Raw genomic sequence first — 16,554 nt, forward strand, 5'->3', positions numbered from 1 at the left:
TTTGTTATCCGCTAGGCAAAAACCACTGTCCGGCCTTAAATTAATTTGTAGATGAAGAAAATTACCAAAGCCACCTATTTGAAGTGGTACGAGGATATGCTATTCTGGCGTAAGTTTGAAGATAAACTGGCACAAGTTTATATTCAGCAAAAAGTGAGAGGTTTCCTGCATTTATATAATGGTCAAGAGGCAATCCTTGCTGGATCTTTACATGCAATGGATCTTACAAAAGATAAAATGATTACTGCTTATAGAAATCACGTTCAGCCTATTGGTATGGGTGTAGATCCTAAAAGAGTAATGGCAGAACTTTATGGAAAGAAGACCGGTACTTCTCAAGGTTTGGGAGGTTCTATGCATATATTTTCTAAAGAGCACCGTTTTTATGGAGGTCACGGAATTGTTGGTGGTCAGATTCCATTAGGGGCGGGTCTAGCATTTGCAGATAAATATTTTAAAAGAGATGCTGTAACGTTAACTTTTATGGGAGATGGCGCTATGCGTCAAGGTTCTCTTCATGAAACCCTAACGATGGCTGTAAACTGGAATTTACCAGTAGTTTTCTGTGTAGAGAATAATGGATATGCAATGGGAACATCTGTAGCCAGAACTTCTAAAAGTACAGATATCTGGAAAATGGGATTAGCGTATGATATGCCATGTGGACCTGTAGATGCTATGAATCCTATTAAAGTTGCAGAAGCTATGTCTGAAGCTATCGATAGAGCTCGTTCTGGTAACGGACCAACGTTTCTGGAATTAAAAACTTATAGGTATAGAGGTCACTCAATGAGTGATGCTCAAAAATATAGAACTAAAGACGAAGTTGCAGAATATCAAAAGATAGATCCAATTACTCAGGTTTTGGATATTATTAAAGATAAAAAGTATGCTACCGAAAAAGAGATTAAAGCTATAGATAAGCGCGTTAAGGATTTAGTTACTGAATGTGAACAATTTGCTGAAGAATCTGATTATCCAGATAAGAGCTTAATGTACGATGCTGTTTATGAGCAAAAAGATTATCCATTCCTATCAAATAAAGTAGAGTAGATTATGGCTGAAGTAATAAATATGCCACGTTTGAGCGACACCATGGAAGAAGGTGTTGTTGCAAAATGGCTAAAAAAAGAAGGTGAAAAGGTTGAAGAAGGCGATATACTTGCTGAAATTGAAACCGATAAAGCTACTATGGAATTTGAATCCTTTTATGAAGGGACATTATTGCATATTGGAATTGCTGAAGGGGAAACGGCACCTGTAGATACTTTACTGGCTATTATTGGTGAAGAGGGTGAAGATATTTCAGAGCTTTTAAAAGGTGGTTCAGATTCTTCTAAAGAATCTAAAGATTCCTCAAAAGAAAAAGAAGTTAAGAAAGAAGATTCTTCAGAAAAAGAAACTAAAGAATCTGAAGAGACTAAAGAAGAGGAGTCTTCTGAAGACAATTCTAATGAAGGAGAATTGCCAGAGGGTGTGGAGATTATTACCATGCCAAGGTTGAGTGATACCATGGAAGAAGGGACTGTTGCTCAATGGTTGAAAAAAGAAGGAGATAAAGTTGAAGAAGGAGATATACTTGCTGAAATAGAAACCGATAAGGCTACTATGGAATTTGAATCTTTCTATGAAGGAACTTTATTAAAAATAGGAATTGCTGAAGGCGAAACAGCTAAGGTAGATAGCTTGCTGGCAATTATAGGACCTAAAGGAACTGATGTTTCTGGAATTGGTTCTGGTAAAACTGCCGCTCCAAAGAAAAAGTCATCTTCTTCAGATAGTGATTCTAAAGAAGAACAAACAGAAGAAACGTCTTCAAATGAAGATAGTTCATCTAAAACGCATTCAGACGGGAAGAGAATATTTGTTTCTCCTCTTGCCAAGAAAATGGCAGAAGATAAAGGAATTGACCTTTCTGCGGTTGAAGGTAGTGGTGAAAATGGGCGTATTGTAAAGAAAGATATAGAATCTTTTAAAGCATCAGATAAGCCAGATGCAAAAGCAAAAGATTCTGCTAGCCCTGCTTCAGAAGAAAGTAAAGGCGGAGCTCGCCCTTACGTTCCGGCAGGAGAAGAAAGTTTTGAAGAGGTTAAAAACTCTCAAATGCGCAAGACCATAGCTAAACGTTTAGGAGAATCTAAATTTACAGCTCCACATTACTATCTAACTATAGAGGTGAATATGGAAGTGGCAATGGCATCAAGAAAACAAATTAATGAGCTTCCAGATGTGAAGGTTTCATTTAATGATATGGTGATCAAAGCTTCTGCAATGGCACTTAGAAAACATCCTAGAGTTAATTCTCAATGGACGGGAGATTCTACTAAGATTGCAAGTCATATCCACATGGGTGTTGCTGTAGCAGTAGAAGATGGTCTTGTTGTTCCGGTTATTAAATTTGCAGACCAAATGTCTATGACGCAAATTGGTGGTAACGTAAAAGAACTAGCAGGTAAAGCTCGAAATAAAAAATTACAACCTTCAGAAATGGAAGGAAGTACTTTTACAGTTTCAAATCTTGGGATGTTTGGTATTACAGAATTTACAAGTATCATAAATCAGCCTAATTCAGCGATTCTATCTGTTGGAGCAATTGTAGAAAAACCAGTTGTTAAGGATGGTCAGATCGTTGTTGGAAACACAATGAAGGTTACCTTAGCGTGTGATCATAGAACCGTAGATGGTGCAACAGGCGCTGCTTTCTTACAAACATTGAAAAGCTATTTAGAAAATCCTGTTACAATGTTGGCATAGATCAACAAATAATGTAATATAATAAATCAAAATCCCGCGTAATAGCGGGATTTTTTTATCTTTAGATATATGAGAAAATTTGATATCAATTATTGCTTGTTGTTTTTATTTTTGGGCTTTGCCTCTTGTAATACAACCCAGAAATCATCAGAAACTATTAAAACAGAACAAACAGTAGTTTCGGCTACGGCCAATTACCAAGTTTCCGCAGTCGCTTTGAAAGAAAAGCTTAGCGTTTTAGCTGCAGATTCTTTAATGGGTAGAGCTACAGGAAGTAAAGGTGAAGGCATAGCTGCAGATTATATAGAAGCAAATTTCAGAAAAAATAATATCCAACCATATTTTGAAACGTATAGAGACCCTTTCGAGGTGGATAGTCTTACGGGATATAATATTGTAGGGGTAATTGAAGGTAGTGATCCTGTTCTTAAAGATCAGTATGTTGTTTTAGGGGCTCATTATGATCACATAGGTATGGGGAAAAAAGCGGGTAATGATTCTATTGCAAATGGAGCAAATGATGACGCTTCCGGGACAGTAGCAGTTATGGAAATTGCAGAGCAATTATCTAAAAACGGGAGTAATAAGAGAAGTGTGATCTTCGCGCTTTTCTCTGGGGAGGAGTTGGGACTAAAAGGGTCTAAGCACTTAGCCTCACGATTAAGAAAAGATGGTTTGGATGTTTATGTAATGTTCAATTTTGAAATGATAGGCGTTCCAATGAAGGATAAGAGCTACCAAGCTTATCTTACCGGATTTGAACGTTCTAACCTCGCAGAAAAATTCAATGAATATTCCAATGAAGAAGTTTTAGGATTCTTGCCGCAAGCAAAGAATTATAATCTCTTTATGAGAAGCGATAACTATTCATTTTTTACTGAATTTAATATACCTGCTCAGGCCTTGAGTACTTTTGATTTTACTAATTATGATTACTACCATCATGTTTTAGATGAAGCCTCACAAATGGATTATGATCATATGGCTAGCTTTATTGAATCTGTACTTCCCGGGATAAAGCACATGTTGAACTCTTCAGAAAAAGAAATAAAATTAAATTAAGGATGAAGCATATAGTTATTACTGGAACTAGTAGAGGAATTGGTCTAGAAATGGTGAAATCATTTTCTAAACTTGGGCATAAAGTGTTAGCAATTTCTAGAAATGATGAGCCTGTAAAATCTTTAGATCTTAAGAATGTAGAAACTTTAGCTTTTGATATCACTTCAGAAAAAGACCTTGATACGCTTGCTGAGTATTTGTCTAGGAACTGGCAGAAGGTAGATGTGCTAATTAATAATGCAGGAGCTATTTTAAATAAGCCTTTTAAAGATTCTTCGTTAAGTGAATTTAAAAAAGTATATGATATCAATGTATTTGGAGTTGTTGGAGTAACACAGAAGGTGATTCCTTTTATGGATAAAGATTCCCATGTAGTTAGTATTAGCAGTATGGGAGGAGTTCAAGGAAGTGTGAAATTTCCTGGTCTCTCTGCTTATAGTTCTAGCAAAGGTGCGGTAATTACATTAACAGAATTATTAGCAGAAGAATATAAAGAAAATGGACCTAGCTTTAATGTGTTAGCATTGGGGGCTGTACAAACAGAGATGTTAGAAGAAGCTTTTCCTGGATATATGGCGCCACTGTCTGCTGCAGAAATGTCTGAGTATATTGTAGATTTCAGTTTAAAGGGTCATAAATATTACAATGGTAAAATGTTACAGGTGTCTAATAGTACCCCGTAAGTAGAAGGAGTATGTCAGATATTTTACAGAAATACCTCCCAAGTCATTCCGTGACTCCAATATTCAAATTGATAGAGGAGAATAGGGTTCATTTAAAAATTGTAAATGAGCGAGTGACAAGGCATGGGGATTATAGGAGAATGGCAGATGGTACGCATCAAATAACAGTGAATGCTAATCTAAATAAATATAGATTTCTAATTACATTGGTCCATGAGATTGCTCATTTGGTCGCCTTTGAACACTTCGGTCGTCGAATAAAACCTCATGGACAGGAATGGAAGCTTACCTTTAAAAACTTAATGTTGCCATTTATAAGAACAGAAATATTTCCTAAAGATCTGTTGCCGTTAATAGCAAATCATTTTAAGAATCCTAAGGCGAGTAGTGACACAGATGCAAGACTTTCTGTAGCTCTAAAGAATTTTGATTCTGAGAACGATAAAAACTATATTTTTGAGATCCCTCAGGGAGGTATTTTTAGAATATATAATGGTAAAGTCTTTAAGCGAGGTTCTAAACTAAGAAAGAGATATGAGTGTCTGGAAGTGGCAACGGGTAAAGTATATCTATTTCAACCCAATGCAGAGGTAGAACTTGTTGCGGGTTAATTAAAAAAATCTAAGTATGACTACTATTTACAATCAGAATTATTACGCAGTGATTATGGCAGGTGGAGTTGGGTCTCGTTTCTGGCCTGTAAGCACTTCAAAATTTCCAAAACAGTTTCATGATATGTTGGGAGTGGGAAACAGTTTACTCCAGAAAACATTTAATAGACTCGCTAAGATCGTTCCTTACGAGAATATTCTAATTCTAACTAATGATGAGTATGTAGATCTTGTAATTGAGCAATTGCCAGAAATAGATAAAGATAAGATCATTGCAGAGCCTGCTATGAGAAATACCGCACCCTGTATTTTGTTAGCAGCAATGAAGATCAAAAAAATGAATTCTAATGGAGTTATGCTTGTAGCACCATCAGACCACTGGATAAAAGAAGAAGAGAAGTTTGAGAGTGATATCTGTAAAGCTTTTAAAGCAGCATCAGAACAGGATATTCTTATCACATTAGGTATCAAGCCAACTGGACCTAATACTGGATTTGGATATATTAAGTATGAAACTTCGGAAGGACAGGGTTTAAATAAAGTTGAAAAATTTACTGAAAAACCATCCTTAAGAAACGCAAAGAAGTTTTTGGAAGAAGGTAACTACGCATGGAATGCTGGGATATTTGTTTGGAAAGCCTCATATATTGTAGATTCGTTTAAAGAGCATTGTTCTGAAATGTTTCAGCTATTTGATAAAGGTTCAGAAATATTAAATACATCTAAAGAGCTAGAATTTATTGAAGAAGCTTATCCGGAAGCGCAAAACATTTCTATAGATTATGCTATTCTAGAAAAATCTGATCAGGTTTATGTAATTCCTGCAAATTTTGATTGGAATGATCTTGGAACCTGGGGAGCTTTATATACAGAACTTGCGAAAGATGATCATAACAACGCGATTGTAGGGGCACAGTTAATACCTTTAGAAGCAAAAGACAATATGATCTACACTCATAAACAAAAAGTGGTTGTGGTAGATGGTTTGGAAGATTATATTATTGTAGACGAAGAAAATGTTTTAGTGATCGTTCCAAAAGAAAAGGAGCAGGAAATAAAAGAAATTAGAGCAAATGTTATTCAAAAATTTGGAGATAACTTCGGATAAGAATGGAAAATAAGGAAAATATAGGAAGTAACCCTCCGGTAGAAAATATAGACAAAACAGATTTTTCTCAGGCAGGAGGGATCTGGAAAGGAATAAAAGATTTTATTTCTGAACTTCTTGATATTAGAGATGATACTGATAGGGAATCTACTGTAGAAGCCATTAAGAAAGATATATCTTTTAAGGGGCATAATGCATGGATTCTTATATTTTCAATTTTTGTAGCCTCTATTGGACTAAATGTAAGTAGTACAGCTGTTGTTATAGGGGCGATGCTTATTTCTCCCTTAATGGGTCCTATAGTGGGTATAGGTCTTTCTGTAGCTATTAATGATGTAGATACCTTACGCAAATCTTTTATTAACTTGGGTGTGATGGTAGGGCTAAGTGTTCTAACTGCTTACACCTATTTTCTCATATCGCCTGTTAAGGAGGAAACACCAGAACTAATTGCCAGAACCTACCCTACCATCTTAGATGTACTTGTAGCTATTTTTGGTGGACTTGCTCTTATTGTTGCCAAGACTAAACGAGGAACTATTGCCAGTGTTATTTTTGGAGTTGCTATTGCTACCGCGTTAATGCCTCCTTTATGTACTGTTGGTTATGGATTGGCTATAGGGAAATGGTCTTATGCAGGCGGTGCGCTCTATTTATTTTCTATAAATGCCGTTTTTATAGCATTATCAACTTTTGTGGTATCTAAACTTTTAGGATTTCCATTAGTGAGATATGCTAATAGTAAGCGAAGAAAGCGAATTGCTCAATTGGCCTCTATAATTGCTATTATTGTAATGATCCCAAGTGTTATTTTATTTGTGAATTTACTAAATAAGCAGGTGTATGAGAGTAAAGCTAGAGAGTTTCTAAGTGAAGTGGTGCGCTATAGTGGAGCAGAATCTGTAAAATCCAATCAGGATTATGCAAAGAAAAGGCTTGAGGTTTATTTAATTGGAGTGCCGGTGCCAGAACCTACTTTAGCTTCCTGGAGAGAACAGTTAGCGGAGAACGAAGTTCTTAAAGATTCAAAATTGATAGTTCACCAAGGGGTTTCTACTAGTGGTGATATGGCTTCTATCTCGAGTCAGGTTAAAAGTGGTATTTTGGAAGATCTTTATGTGAAGAATCAGGAAGTATTAGAAAATAAGGATGCTAAGATACAGCTGCTGGAAAATGAACTCATGAAATATAAATCTAGCGGATTTTCATTCAAAGATATAAGTGAGGAGATAAAAGTTAATTACAACAAGGTGGAAAGTCTAAGCTATGCAAATACGATCTCTACAAATTTTTCAAAAATAGATACCATTCCAACATTTAATGTGAGCTGGAAGAAGAATACCTCTAAATCTGAACAAAGAACAGAATTGGTTAAAATTCAGAAGTGGCTAGGCTTAAGATTAAAGTTGGATACTGTTTTGGTGAGAACTTATAATTAAAGAAATCTTTTAATGTCCCTGTAATTGGGCATCTCTTACTTTCTTAAATAGATTAGAAGAATACACAAAATCTGTTACGGTTTCATCTTCGGTCTTAAAGATCTGAGATTTATCTCCTTTCCATGCTAAAACTCCATCTTTTAGAAATGCGATATTCTCTCCAATTTCCAGAACAGAGTTCATATCGTGAGTAATGATCACTGTAGTGATGTCATACTCCTTGGTTAGATCATGAATAAGATTATCTATAACAGTGGCCGTTTTCGGATCTAACCCCGAGTTTGGTTCATCACAAAACAAATATTTAGGTTTGTTAACAATAGCTCTAGCTATAGAAACCCTTTTTTGCATTCCACCACTAATTTCTGAAGGGAGTTTGTTTTCTGAACCTTCTAGGTTTACTCTTTTTAAAACTTCAGCTACACGATCTTTCAAATCTCTTTTGCGAGATTTCGTAAACATTCTTAAAGGAAACATCACATTCTCCTCTACGGTCATAGAATCGAAAAGTGCGCCGCCTTGAAAAACCATCCCTATCTCTTTACGTAATTCTCTTTTCTCCTCATCACTAAAATTAGAGTAAGGTTTTCCGTCATATTCTATGGTTCCTTCATCAGGAATAAAAAGTCCGAGCATAGATTTAAGTAAAACACTCTTTCCTGATCCTGATTGGCCGATAATAAGGTTCGTCTTTCCGGTCTCGAAAACAAAATCAATACCTTTTAGGATCTTTTCACCATCAAAACCTTTATGTAGATTCTTTACTTCTATCATTAGCTAAGTAATAATTGAGTTACTATGTAATTGGTAATAATTAAAACCACACTTGTCCATACAAAAGAGGTGGTACTTGCTTTTCCAACCTCTAAAGAGCCACCTTTCATATAGTATCCATGATAAGCTGGTATGGTGGCTAAGATCATCGCAAATAAGAATGTCTTAATAAAAGCATATACCAAGTGGAAACTTATAAAGCTATCCTGTAATCCTGTTATAAAAGTATCTGCGCCTACAAATCCTCCAAGAACTGCTGCTGCAAAAGCTCCCATAATTCCTAAGAACATCGCAATTGCTATTACAAATGGGTATGTAGCCATGGCAATGATCTTTGGAAATATCAAGTAATTTAGGGAGTTTATTCCCATAACCTCTAACGCATCTATTTGCTCTGTTACTCGCATAGATCCAATACTAGAGGTAATAAAAGATCCAACTTTTCCTGCCATAATTATGGAAATAAAGGTTGGAGCAAATTCTAATATGATAGATTGACGTGCAGCAAAAGCAATTAGTGTCTTTGGAATAAGCGGATTGTTTAAGTTTAAGGCGGTTTGTATGGCCACAACTCCTCCAATAAAAAAGGAAATAAAAGCAACTATCCCAAGGGAGCCTATTATTAATTCATCAATTTCTTTGAAGATCAATTCTTTAAGTACAGAGCGTTTGGTCATTCGTCCAAACACGCCTTTAATCATTATAAAGTATTCACCAATGGAATGAAGGTAGCTCATTAAGCAATTTTTGTAAAGCTAAAATACTATTTTTTATCAGGAAACTATTTAACTAAGAATTAATCTTTAAGCGGATAGACTTTCTTAATTTTGGATCTTATAATAATTTCACAATTCAAGATGAAAAGACTTATTTTTTGCTTATTTATTGCAATTCAATCCTTATCAGGAACGGCACAAACTCCCAACCAGCATCCTCTTAATCCAGATAAACCAAAGTTGGTTGTTGGAGTAGTGGTAGATCAAATGAGGTATGATTATCTTACAAGGTTCTGGGATAAATTTGGTGAAGATGGCTTTAAAAGATTAATTAGGGAAGGTTATAATTTTAAGAATAATAATTTTAACTATGTTCCCACCTATACTGCTCCCGGACATACATCAATATATACTGGAACAACTCCAGAAAATCATGGTATAATTAGTAATGGGTGGTATGATAAATATGAAAAATCAGAGGTTTATTGTACAGAAGATGCTAGTGTTAATTCAATAGGGACTCAGTCTACGGCAGGTAAAATGTCTCCTCATAGAATGAATGCTACTACCGTTGCAGATGAAAATAGACTGTTTACACAGCTTAAAGGTAAAACTATTGGTATCTCTTTAAAAGATAGAGGAGCTATACTTCCAGCTGGGCATACTGCAAATGCTGCATATTGGTTTAATGGTAGAACAGAAGGTAAGTTCATTTCTAGTTCTTACTATATGGAAGAGCTTCCGGAGTGGGTGACAAAATTTAATTCTTCAAACAAAGTCAGATCTTATCTAAAGGAATGGAATACGATTAAAGATATTACTACTTATACAGAAAGTGGAAGTGATAAAAATACTTTTGAAGGTGGATTTGTTGGGCAAGAAACTGCCACTTTTCCTTATGATCTTAAGAAGTTAAGTTCAAAAAACGGGGATCTAGATATTTTGAAATCTACTCCTTACGGTAATTCTATCCTTGCAGATTTTGCAATTGCTACTTTGGAAGAGGAAGATCTTGGTGAAGATGAGTTTACAGATTTTTTTACAATTAGTTTTTCTAGCACAGATTATATAGGTCATAATTTTGGAGTAGATTCTAAGGAGGTGGAAGATGCCTATATTAGACTAGATGTAGACCTTTCAAGAATACTTAGATCTTTAGATGAAAAAGTAGGAGAAGGAAATTATACACTTTTTTTAACGGCAGATCATGGCGGTGGAGATGTACCATCTTATCTACAATCTGTTAGGGTGCCGGGAGGATATTTTGATGAGCTGGTTTTTGAAAATGATTTAAAAGAGTTTTTAAAAGTTAATTATAAGAACGAAAAGCTTATTGAAAGTGTTTCTAATTATCAGGTATTCTTCAATTATCAAGAAGTTTTAGATGCAGATATTTCTTTTGCTGATTTGGAGCAAGTTATTGCTCGTTATGCAATAAACTACAAACAGGTGAATAGAGTTTTTACTAGAACAAACTTAGAAGGAGCAAATTTTATGTCTGGATTAGCGGGTTTGGTTCAAAAAGGATTTAATCAGAAAAGAAGTGGAGATGTTGTTTTGGTTTTAGACCCAGCAACTATTACCTATTCTGTAACCGGTTCTACCCATGGTAGCGGTTATTCTTATGATACGCATGCGCCGCTTATCTTTTTTGGTAAAGGAATTCCGCATGGCAGCACAACAAAACCAAATGAAATTGTAGATATAGCTCCAACAATATCAACTTTATTAGGTATTCCAATGCCTAATTCTACTACAGGAAAACCACTCTATGAAATGTTAGACGCTTCAAAGAACTAAAATAATTTTTCGCTCATTTTTTTCCAGCGCAAATTTCTAATAAAGCGGCCTTCTTCTTCAGAAACAAGAAAGGGCTGCTTTTCTTTTTTAGCTTTATAATATCCGGCTATGTAATCTAAAAGGAGTGATGGTCTTTTCTTTAAAAGCGCCAATTTAGTGGATGCTATAATAGTTATAGGCAGTCCATAGCGTAATCTATAAAATGCTTTGCCTTGCTTATATTTTGAAGTTGAGGTATAAGTAGTTCCTGTTGGTTTTAGATGCTTGACAAGTAAAGAAGTGTCTGTTTTAATTTTCCAGCCGTGATATTGCGCTAATAGCTCATCTACCGTGTCCCATCCCATTGCGACTTTTAGTTTGCCAATTTCTTTGAAACACTCTTTTCTATAAGCTTTTATAGCACCACGAATGTGATCTTTTCCCGTCAGATTTTCTACTACCCACTCATCCTTACTTAAAATACTACAAAAACCTCCTGCCATACCAATTTCAGGATCGGATTGAAAATGGGAGACAATGGTTTCAATATAATTTAGAGGGAAAATAAGGTCTGCATCAAACTTGCAAATGATATTGTAGTCTTCATCAAGAGTTTCTAGGCCAGAGTTAAAAGCTTTTATAACCTTACTTCCGGGGGCGTGTTCTCCTTCTTTTAAAGTTGTTATAAAGGAAATATTATCATATTGGTCTTCAAATTCTTTAAGAATGTTCTCTGTATCATCTGTAGATCTATCATTTACAACTACAATTTTATGCGCTTTTAAGGTTTGATCAACTAAAGATTGAAGTGTTTTACTAAGAAATTGCGCTTCGTTATAAGCAGGTATTACAATATATACTTTCAATGAAATCAGTTGAGGATTACTAAAGAACTAATACGAAGATATAGAAAATCAGAATAGAAAATTAAGCATATTGAACTGTAGAGATATGTCTTTCTATCTTCTTTCTGCAAAGACAGCGTAATATCTGGGAGTAACTTTTCTAAGTAATGGTCTAACACCAATTTTACCCACCGGATTAGTCCACTTTAAAGTTTTTTTAATTTCCCATCCAGCCTTTTCTAGTAACCAGTTAAACTGCCAATCTTCAAATTCATGAAAATGTCTGTCTCTAAGATCATTCTTATTTTGATAGGCATCTGCAAACCATAATTTAAGTGGTACAGTAGCAATTAATTTTGTAGCCTGAATATCTCTCAATACGTTAAATGGGGCAACTAGATGTTCAAATATTTCGAAGGCGGTTACAGCATCATACTCACTAGATTTTACAGCATCTGTAACAAGGTCTAGATCTTCTCCATTGGTATTTTCAACTTGATAATTATGATCTTTCATGATCTTGGAAAATGGATTTTCCACTCCAAGATCTAAGATTTTTGCAGGAGGTGAAACCACATCTTCTAAGAACTCTATAGTTTTTTTGAAACGTTTATTCGGAAAAGTATTTTCGTACATTTTAATATTGGTAAACTACCGCATTGATATTCATTCCTGCTCCAACACTTGCAAGAATAATCACATCATCTTTATGAAGTTCCTGATCTTTTATTTTTCCTTTAACTACTAAATCTAAAAGAGTTGGTACAGTAGCAACACTGCTATTTCCAAGCTCGTGAATACTCATAGGCATCACGTTTTCAGGAACCGGTAATTTGTGAAGTTTGTAGAATCTTTTTATGATAGCGTCATCCATTTTTTCATTGGCCTGATGAATAAAGATCTTCTTTACATCTTCAATAGTTTTTCCGCTCTTATCTAAGCAAGATTTCATTGCTTTTGGAACTTCCGTTAAGGCAAATTCGTAGATCTTTCTACCATTCATTTTAATATATCTGGTATTCTCATCGGCGGCCTCATTGTTAGATTTACCAAAGAAAATATGATGAGCTTCCTGATATGCAAAAGTGGCTGTTTCATGAGCTAAAAGGCCACCTTCTTTATCATTGGTAAGTTCAAATATTGCAGCACCGGCTCCATCCGAAAATATCATCGAGTCTCTATCAAATTTATCTACTACACGAGACAAAGCCTCTGCGCCAATAACTAAACATTTTTGAGCCATTCCAGCTTTCATAAAAGCTTGGGCTTGTATAATAGACTCAATCCAGCCTGGACATCCAAAGAGCACGTCGTAGCCAACACACTTTGGATTCTTAATCTTTAGGTTATGTTTTACTCTTGTAGCGATGCTAGGTACGGTATCACTTTGTGTGCTACCAAATTTTACATCTCCGTAGTTATGAGCAACAATAATATAATCTAACGTCTCTGCATCTATCCCAGAATCTTCAATAGCCCTTTGTGCAGCTACAGTAGCCATATCAGATGTGCTAAGCTCATCTTCTAGATACCTTCTTTCTTCTATTCCTGTAATGGCTTTAAATTTTGCAATGGTAACATCGTTATCATGAGGAAACTCAGAACCATCAATATTCAGAAATTCATGATTTAAAAAGTCTGAATTCTTTCTTTTCAAGTTTGGAATAAAACTTCCTATTCCAGTCATTTTTATGCTCATCTTCAGCTTGAAGTTTGGGATTGATTAACTAAATTAATAAATACAATCTTAGTATTGAATGTGAAAATTCAATATTTCTACGGATTTATTAATTTGATATTTTAAGTGGATTAAAATATTGATTTGATATTTAAAACATATAAAAATTGAGAATAACAAAAGGCGCAATTCACGCCTTTTGTTATTTCAAAGAAGCTATGCTTCCATGTATTCTTCTATTGGGTCACAAGTACAGATCAAATTTCTATCCCCGTAAGCGTCATCTACTCTTCTAACGGTTGGCCAAAATTTATTGTCTGCAACATATTCTAATGGAAATGCAGCTTGCTCTCTTGTGTATGGGAATTCCCATGTGTCTGAGGTAAGCATTGCCATAGTATGTGGTGCATTCTTAAGTATATTATTTTCATCTTCTGTACTAGAATCACTAATTTCTTTTCTAATAGAGATCAAGGCATCACAAAATCTGTCTAACTCCGCTTTACTTTCACTTTCTGTAGGCTCGATCATAAGTGTACCTGCTACAGGGAAAGAAACAGTAGGGGCATGGAAGCCATAATCCATCAATCTTTTTGCAATATCTACCACCTCAATTCCATTAGTTTTAAAAGGTCTGCAATCTATTATCATTTCATGTGCAGCTCTTCCTCTTTCTCCGGAATATAAGGTTTGATAATGTTCTTTAAGTCTGAATTTTATATAGTTAGCATTTAGAATTGCATATTCTGTAGATTGTTGTAGTCCTTTGCTTCCTAACATAGTAATATATCCATAAGATATTAAACATACCAAAGAAGAACCCCAAGGGGCAGAAGATATAGCAGTTATAGCTTGTTCTCCACCGGTTTTTATTACCGGGTTTCCTGGTAAGAACGGAAGCAATTGTTTTGCAACACAAATTGGTCCAACTCCAGGTCCACCTCCTCCGTGAGGAATTGCAAAAGTTTTATGTAGATTTAAGTGACATACATCTGCTCCAATATTCCCAGGATTAGTTAATCCAACCTGAGCATTCATATTGGCACCGTCCATATATACCTGTCCACCATTATCATGAATAAGTTTAGTGATCTCCTTAATAGAAGATTCAAAAACCCCATGAGTAGAAGGATAAGTTACCATTAAAGCGGCAAGATTATCTTTATGTTTGAGTGTTTTTTCTCTAAGATCGTCTAAATCTATATTTCCTTCTTTAGTAGCTTTAGTAACCACAACCTTCATTCCTGCCATAACCGCAGAAGCTGGGTTCGTTCCATGAGCAGAAGATGGAATAAGACATATGTTTCTATGAGAATCTCCTCTAGATTCGTGATAAGCTCTAATCACCATTAAACCTGCATATTCACCTTGAGCTCCAGAGTTTGGTTGAAGTGATGTGCCTGCAAAACCGGTAATTTCTGTAAGTTGATCTTCAAGGCGTTTTAATACTATTTGATAACCTTCAGCTTGCTCTACAGGAACAAATGGGTGAATATTACCCCACTTTGGATTGCTCAATGGGAGCATTTCTGAAGCTGCATTCAGTTTCATTGTACAAGATCCAAGAGCTATCATAGAGTGGTTCAATGAAAGATCCTTGCGTTCTAACTTTTTGATATAACGCATCAATTCTGTTTCTGAATGATAAGAATTGAAAACTTCATTTGTTAGAAAATCTGTTTTTCTTGAAAGATCTGTAGTAATTGTGGTATCGCATCTCAATTCTGAAATTACGCTAACTTCTTTTTTCGATACTTCAGCGAAAATTGAAATTATAGCATTAAGATCTGCTACAGTGGTAGTTTCGTTTAAAGCAATAACCACGGTCTCAGCATCCGGATAATAGAAATTAATCTCTTTAGAATCTGCTAATTGCTGAATTTTGGCAGCATCAGCTTTAATGCTAATAGTGTCAAAATAGGTTTTGTTAAGTTGTTGGTATCCTAAGCTTTCTAATTGATGAGATAGAGTTACAGCAGAATTATGTACGGTATTAGCTATGTATTCCAATCCTTTAGGACCATGATAAACAGCATACATTCCTGCCATTACAGCAAGTAATACCTGAGCTGTACATATATTTGATGTTGCTTTATCTCTTTTTATATGTTGCTCCCTAGTTTGAAGTGCCATACGTAATGCACGGTTACCATTGGTGTCTTTAGTAACGCCAATAATTCTTCCTGGGATGCTTCTTTTATATTCTTCTCTAGTTGCGAAATATGCAGCGTGTGGTCCTCCATATCCTAATGGAATTCCAAAGCGTTGTGTGGTTCCAACTACAACATCTACACCTAATTCTCCGGGAGCTTGCAGTTTTACTAAACTCAAAATATCTGCAGCAACTACAGTCTTAATCTGAGCTTTCTTACAATTAGCTACAAATTCTCCATAGTTAAAAACTTCTCCAGATTTTCCTGGATATTGTAGCATAGCTCCAAAGTATTCTTCAGAAAAATCAAATGTTGTGTGATCTCCAATTACTAATTCTATGCCTAATGGTGTTGCTCTGGTTTGAAGTAGAGATATGGTTTGTGGTAATACTTCTTCTGATATAAAGTATTTAACAACTTCATTCTTCTTTTGGTCTTTCTCTCTAATAGCAAAAAGAAGCGCCATTGCCTCTGCGGCTGAAGTAGATTCATCTAATAAAGATGCATTTGCTAATTCCATTCCCGTAAGATCACTTACCATGGTCTGGAAATTTAAAAGCGCCTCAAGTCTACCCTGAGCGATCTCTGCCTGATAAGGAGTATAGGCAGTATACCATCCCGGATTTTCAAGTATATTGCGCTGTATTACTGCAGGCAAAATAGCTTGATGATAACCCAGACCAATATAAGTTTTAAAAACCTTGTTCTTGGCTGCAAGTTTCCCAATGTGTTCTGCGAACTCATTTTCACTTAAAGCTGATGGTAGGTTTAGAGGAGATTTTAATCTAATCTCGTCTGGGATAGTCTCGTAAATTAACTGGTCTAATGAATCAACACCAACCGTAGCTAGCATCTCTTGTATATCACTTTCTTTAGGGCCAATATGTCTTAGAGCAAATGAATCTGTTCTCATTAAAATAAAGTTGTGTTTCAAGCGGCAAAATTACATATT

The 16,554-nt window shown here is 35.4% G+C and carries 14 protein-coding genes; 8 read left to right on the forward strand and 6 right to left on the reverse strand.

Annotated elements, in window-relative coordinates:
- Nucleotides 1-51 precede the first annotated feature (51 nt).
- The 7 genes from pdhA (at nt 52) to P163_RS07570 (ending at nt 7,657) form a co-directional block, all read left to right on the forward strand.
- Nucleotides 52-1,053, forward strand: coding sequence for a pyruvate dehydrogenase (acetyl-transferring) E1 component subunit alpha (gene pdhA, locus P163_RS07540; protein ID WP_034889208.1), 1,002 nt, complete (start codon nt 52-54; stop codon nt 1,051-1,053).
- 3 nt (nt 1,054-1,056) lie between these two features.
- A complete protein-coding gene (locus tag P163_RS07545) occupies nt 1,057-2,754 on the forward strand; it encodes a pyruvate dehydrogenase complex dihydrolipoamide acetyltransferase (protein ID WP_034889210.1) in 1,698 nt (565 codons plus the stop codon).
- Nucleotides 2,755-2,823: 69 nt separating this feature from the next.
- Nucleotides 2,824-3,816, forward strand: a complete 993-nt coding sequence (locus P163_RS07550; protein ID WP_034889212.1) for a M28 family metallopeptidase — start codon at nt 2,824-2,826, stop codon at nt 3,814-3,816.
- A 2-nt stretch (nt 3,817-3,818) separates the two neighbouring features.
- Nucleotides 3,819-4,499, forward strand: a complete 681-nt coding sequence (locus P163_RS07555; protein ID WP_034889214.1) for an SDR family NAD(P)-dependent oxidoreductase — start codon at nt 3,819-3,821, stop codon at nt 4,497-4,499.
- 11 nt (nt 4,500-4,510) lie between these two features.
- Complete coding sequence (locus tag P163_RS07560) at nt 4,511-5,110, forward strand: SprT-like domain-containing protein (RefSeq protein ID WP_034889216.1); 600 nt, start codon at nt 4,511-4,513, stop codon at nt 5,108-5,110.
- A 16-nt stretch (nt 5,111-5,126) separates the two neighbouring features.
- Entirely contained in the window at nt 5,127-6,218 is a 1,092-nt protein-coding gene (locus tag P163_RS07565; RefSeq protein WP_034889218.1) for a mannose-1-phosphate guanylyltransferase, read from the forward strand.
- 2 nt (nt 6,219-6,220) lie between these two features.
- A complete protein-coding gene (locus P163_RS07570; protein WP_034889220.1) occupies nt 6,221-7,657 on the forward strand; it encodes a DUF389 domain-containing protein in 1,437 nt (478 codons plus the stop codon).
- Nucleotides 7,658-7,666: 9 nt separating this feature from the next.
- Here P163_RS07570 and P163_RS07575 read toward each other — a convergent pair whose 3' ends face one another.
- Nucleotides 7,667-8,431 carry an ABC transporter ATP-binding protein gene (locus P163_RS07575; RefSeq protein WP_034889222.1) on the reverse strand — a complete coding sequence of 255 codons (765 nt, stop codon included), beginning with the start codon at nt 8,429-8,431 and terminating at the stop codon, nt 7,667-7,669.
- Nucleotides 8,431-9,168: an MlaE family ABC transporter permease gene (locus P163_RS07580; RefSeq protein WP_034889224.1), complete on the reverse strand. Its 738-nt coding sequence runs from the start codon at nt 9,166-9,168 to the stop codon at nt 8,431-8,433. The genes P163_RS07575 and P163_RS07580 overlap by 1 nt, the downstream gene beginning before the upstream one ends.
- A 120-nt stretch (nt 9,169-9,288) precedes the next feature.
- Here P163_RS07580 and pafA point away from each other — a divergent pair, with 120 nt between their 5' ends.
- Nucleotides 9,289-10,947: an alkaline phosphatase PafA gene (gene pafA, locus P163_RS07585; protein ID WP_034889227.1), complete on the forward strand. Its 1,659-nt coding sequence runs from the start codon at nt 9,289-9,291 to the stop codon at nt 10,945-10,947.
- Here the strand turns inward: pafA and P163_RS07590 are convergent.
- The 4 genes from P163_RS07590 to gcvP form a co-directional block, all read right to left on the reverse strand.
- The gene (locus P163_RS07590; RefSeq protein WP_034889229.1) at nt 10,944-11,792 is read right to left on the reverse strand and encodes a glycosyltransferase family 2 protein; all 849 of its coding nucleotides are present in this window, start codon (nt 11,790-11,792) and stop codon (nt 10,944-10,946) included. The genes pafA and P163_RS07590 overlap by 4 nt on opposite strands.
- A 93-nt stretch (nt 11,793-11,885) precedes the next feature.
- Nucleotides 11,886-12,407, reverse strand: a complete 522-nt coding sequence (locus P163_RS07595) for a methyltransferase (RefSeq protein ID WP_034889231.1) — start codon at nt 12,405-12,407, stop codon at nt 11,886-11,888.
- Between the two features lies 1 nt (nt 12,408).
- Nucleotides 12,409-13,470: a 3-oxoacyl-ACP synthase III family protein gene (locus P163_RS07600; RefSeq protein ID WP_034889233.1), complete on the reverse strand. Its 1,062-nt coding sequence runs from the start codon at nt 13,468-13,470 to the stop codon at nt 12,409-12,411.
- Between the two features lie 195 nt (nt 13,471-13,665).
- Nucleotides 13,666-16,515: an aminomethyl-transferring glycine dehydrogenase gene (gcvP, locus tag P163_RS07605; RefSeq protein ID WP_034889235.1), complete on the reverse strand. Its 2,850-nt coding sequence runs from the start codon at nt 16,513-16,515 to the stop codon at nt 13,666-13,668.
- Nucleotides 16,516-16,554 lie beyond the last annotated feature (39 nt).

It is taken from the genome of Gillisia sp. Hel_I_29 (genome assembly GCF_000744275.1).
GTDB lineage: Bacteria > Bacteroidota > Bacteroidia > Flavobacteriales > Flavobacteriaceae > Gillisia.

What these genes read in the sequence shown, in the direction of transcription:
- P163_RS07545 (WP_034889210.1), top strand. Translation starts at nt 1,057, where the DNA reads ATGGCTGAAGTAATAAATATGCCACGTTTGAGCGACACCATGGAAGAA.
- pdhA (WP_034889208.1), top strand. Translation starts at nt 52, where the DNA reads ATGAAGAAAATTACCAAAGCCACCTATTTGAAGTGGTACGAGGATATG.
- P163_RS07565 (WP_034889218.1), top strand. Translation starts at nt 5,127, where the DNA reads ATGACTACTATTTACAATCAGAATTATTACGCAGTGATTATGGCAGGT.
- P163_RS07580 (WP_034889224.1), bottom strand. Translation starts at nt 9,168, where the DNA reads ATGAGCTACCTTCATTCCATTGGTGAATACTTTATAATGATTAAAGGC.
- P163_RS07575 (WP_034889222.1), bottom strand. Translation starts at nt 8,431, where the DNA reads ATGATAGAAGTAAAGAATCTACATAAAGGTTTTGATGGTGAAAAGATC.
- P163_RS07560 (WP_034889216.1), top strand. Translation starts at nt 4,511, where the DNA reads ATGTCAGATATTTTACAGAAATACCTCCCAAGTCATTCCGTGACTCCA.
- P163_RS07600 (WP_034889233.1), bottom strand. Translation starts at nt 13,470, where the DNA reads ATGAGCATAAAAATGACTGGAATAGGAAGTTTTATTCCAAACTTGAAA.
- P163_RS07555 (WP_034889214.1), top strand. Translation starts at nt 3,819, where the DNA reads ATGAAGCATATAGTTATTACTGGAACTAGTAGAGGAATTGGTCTAGAA.
- pafA (WP_034889227.1), top strand. Translation starts at nt 9,289, where the DNA reads ATGAAAAGACTTATTTTTTGCTTATTTATTGCAATTCAATCCTTATCA.
- P163_RS07570 (WP_034889220.1), top strand. Translation starts at nt 6,221, where the DNA reads ATGGAAAATAAGGAAAATATAGGAAGTAACCCTCCGGTAGAAAATATA.
- P163_RS07595 (WP_034889231.1), bottom strand. Translation starts at nt 12,407, where the DNA reads ATGTACGAAAATACTTTTCCGAATAAACGTTTCAAAAAAACTATAGAG.
- gcvP (WP_034889235.1), bottom strand. Translation starts at nt 16,515, where the DNA reads ATGAGAACAGATTCATTTGCTCTAAGACATATTGGCCCTAAAGAAAGT.
- P163_RS07550 (WP_034889212.1), top strand. Translation starts at nt 2,824, where the DNA reads ATGAGAAAATTTGATATCAATTATTGCTTGTTGTTTTTATTTTTGGGC.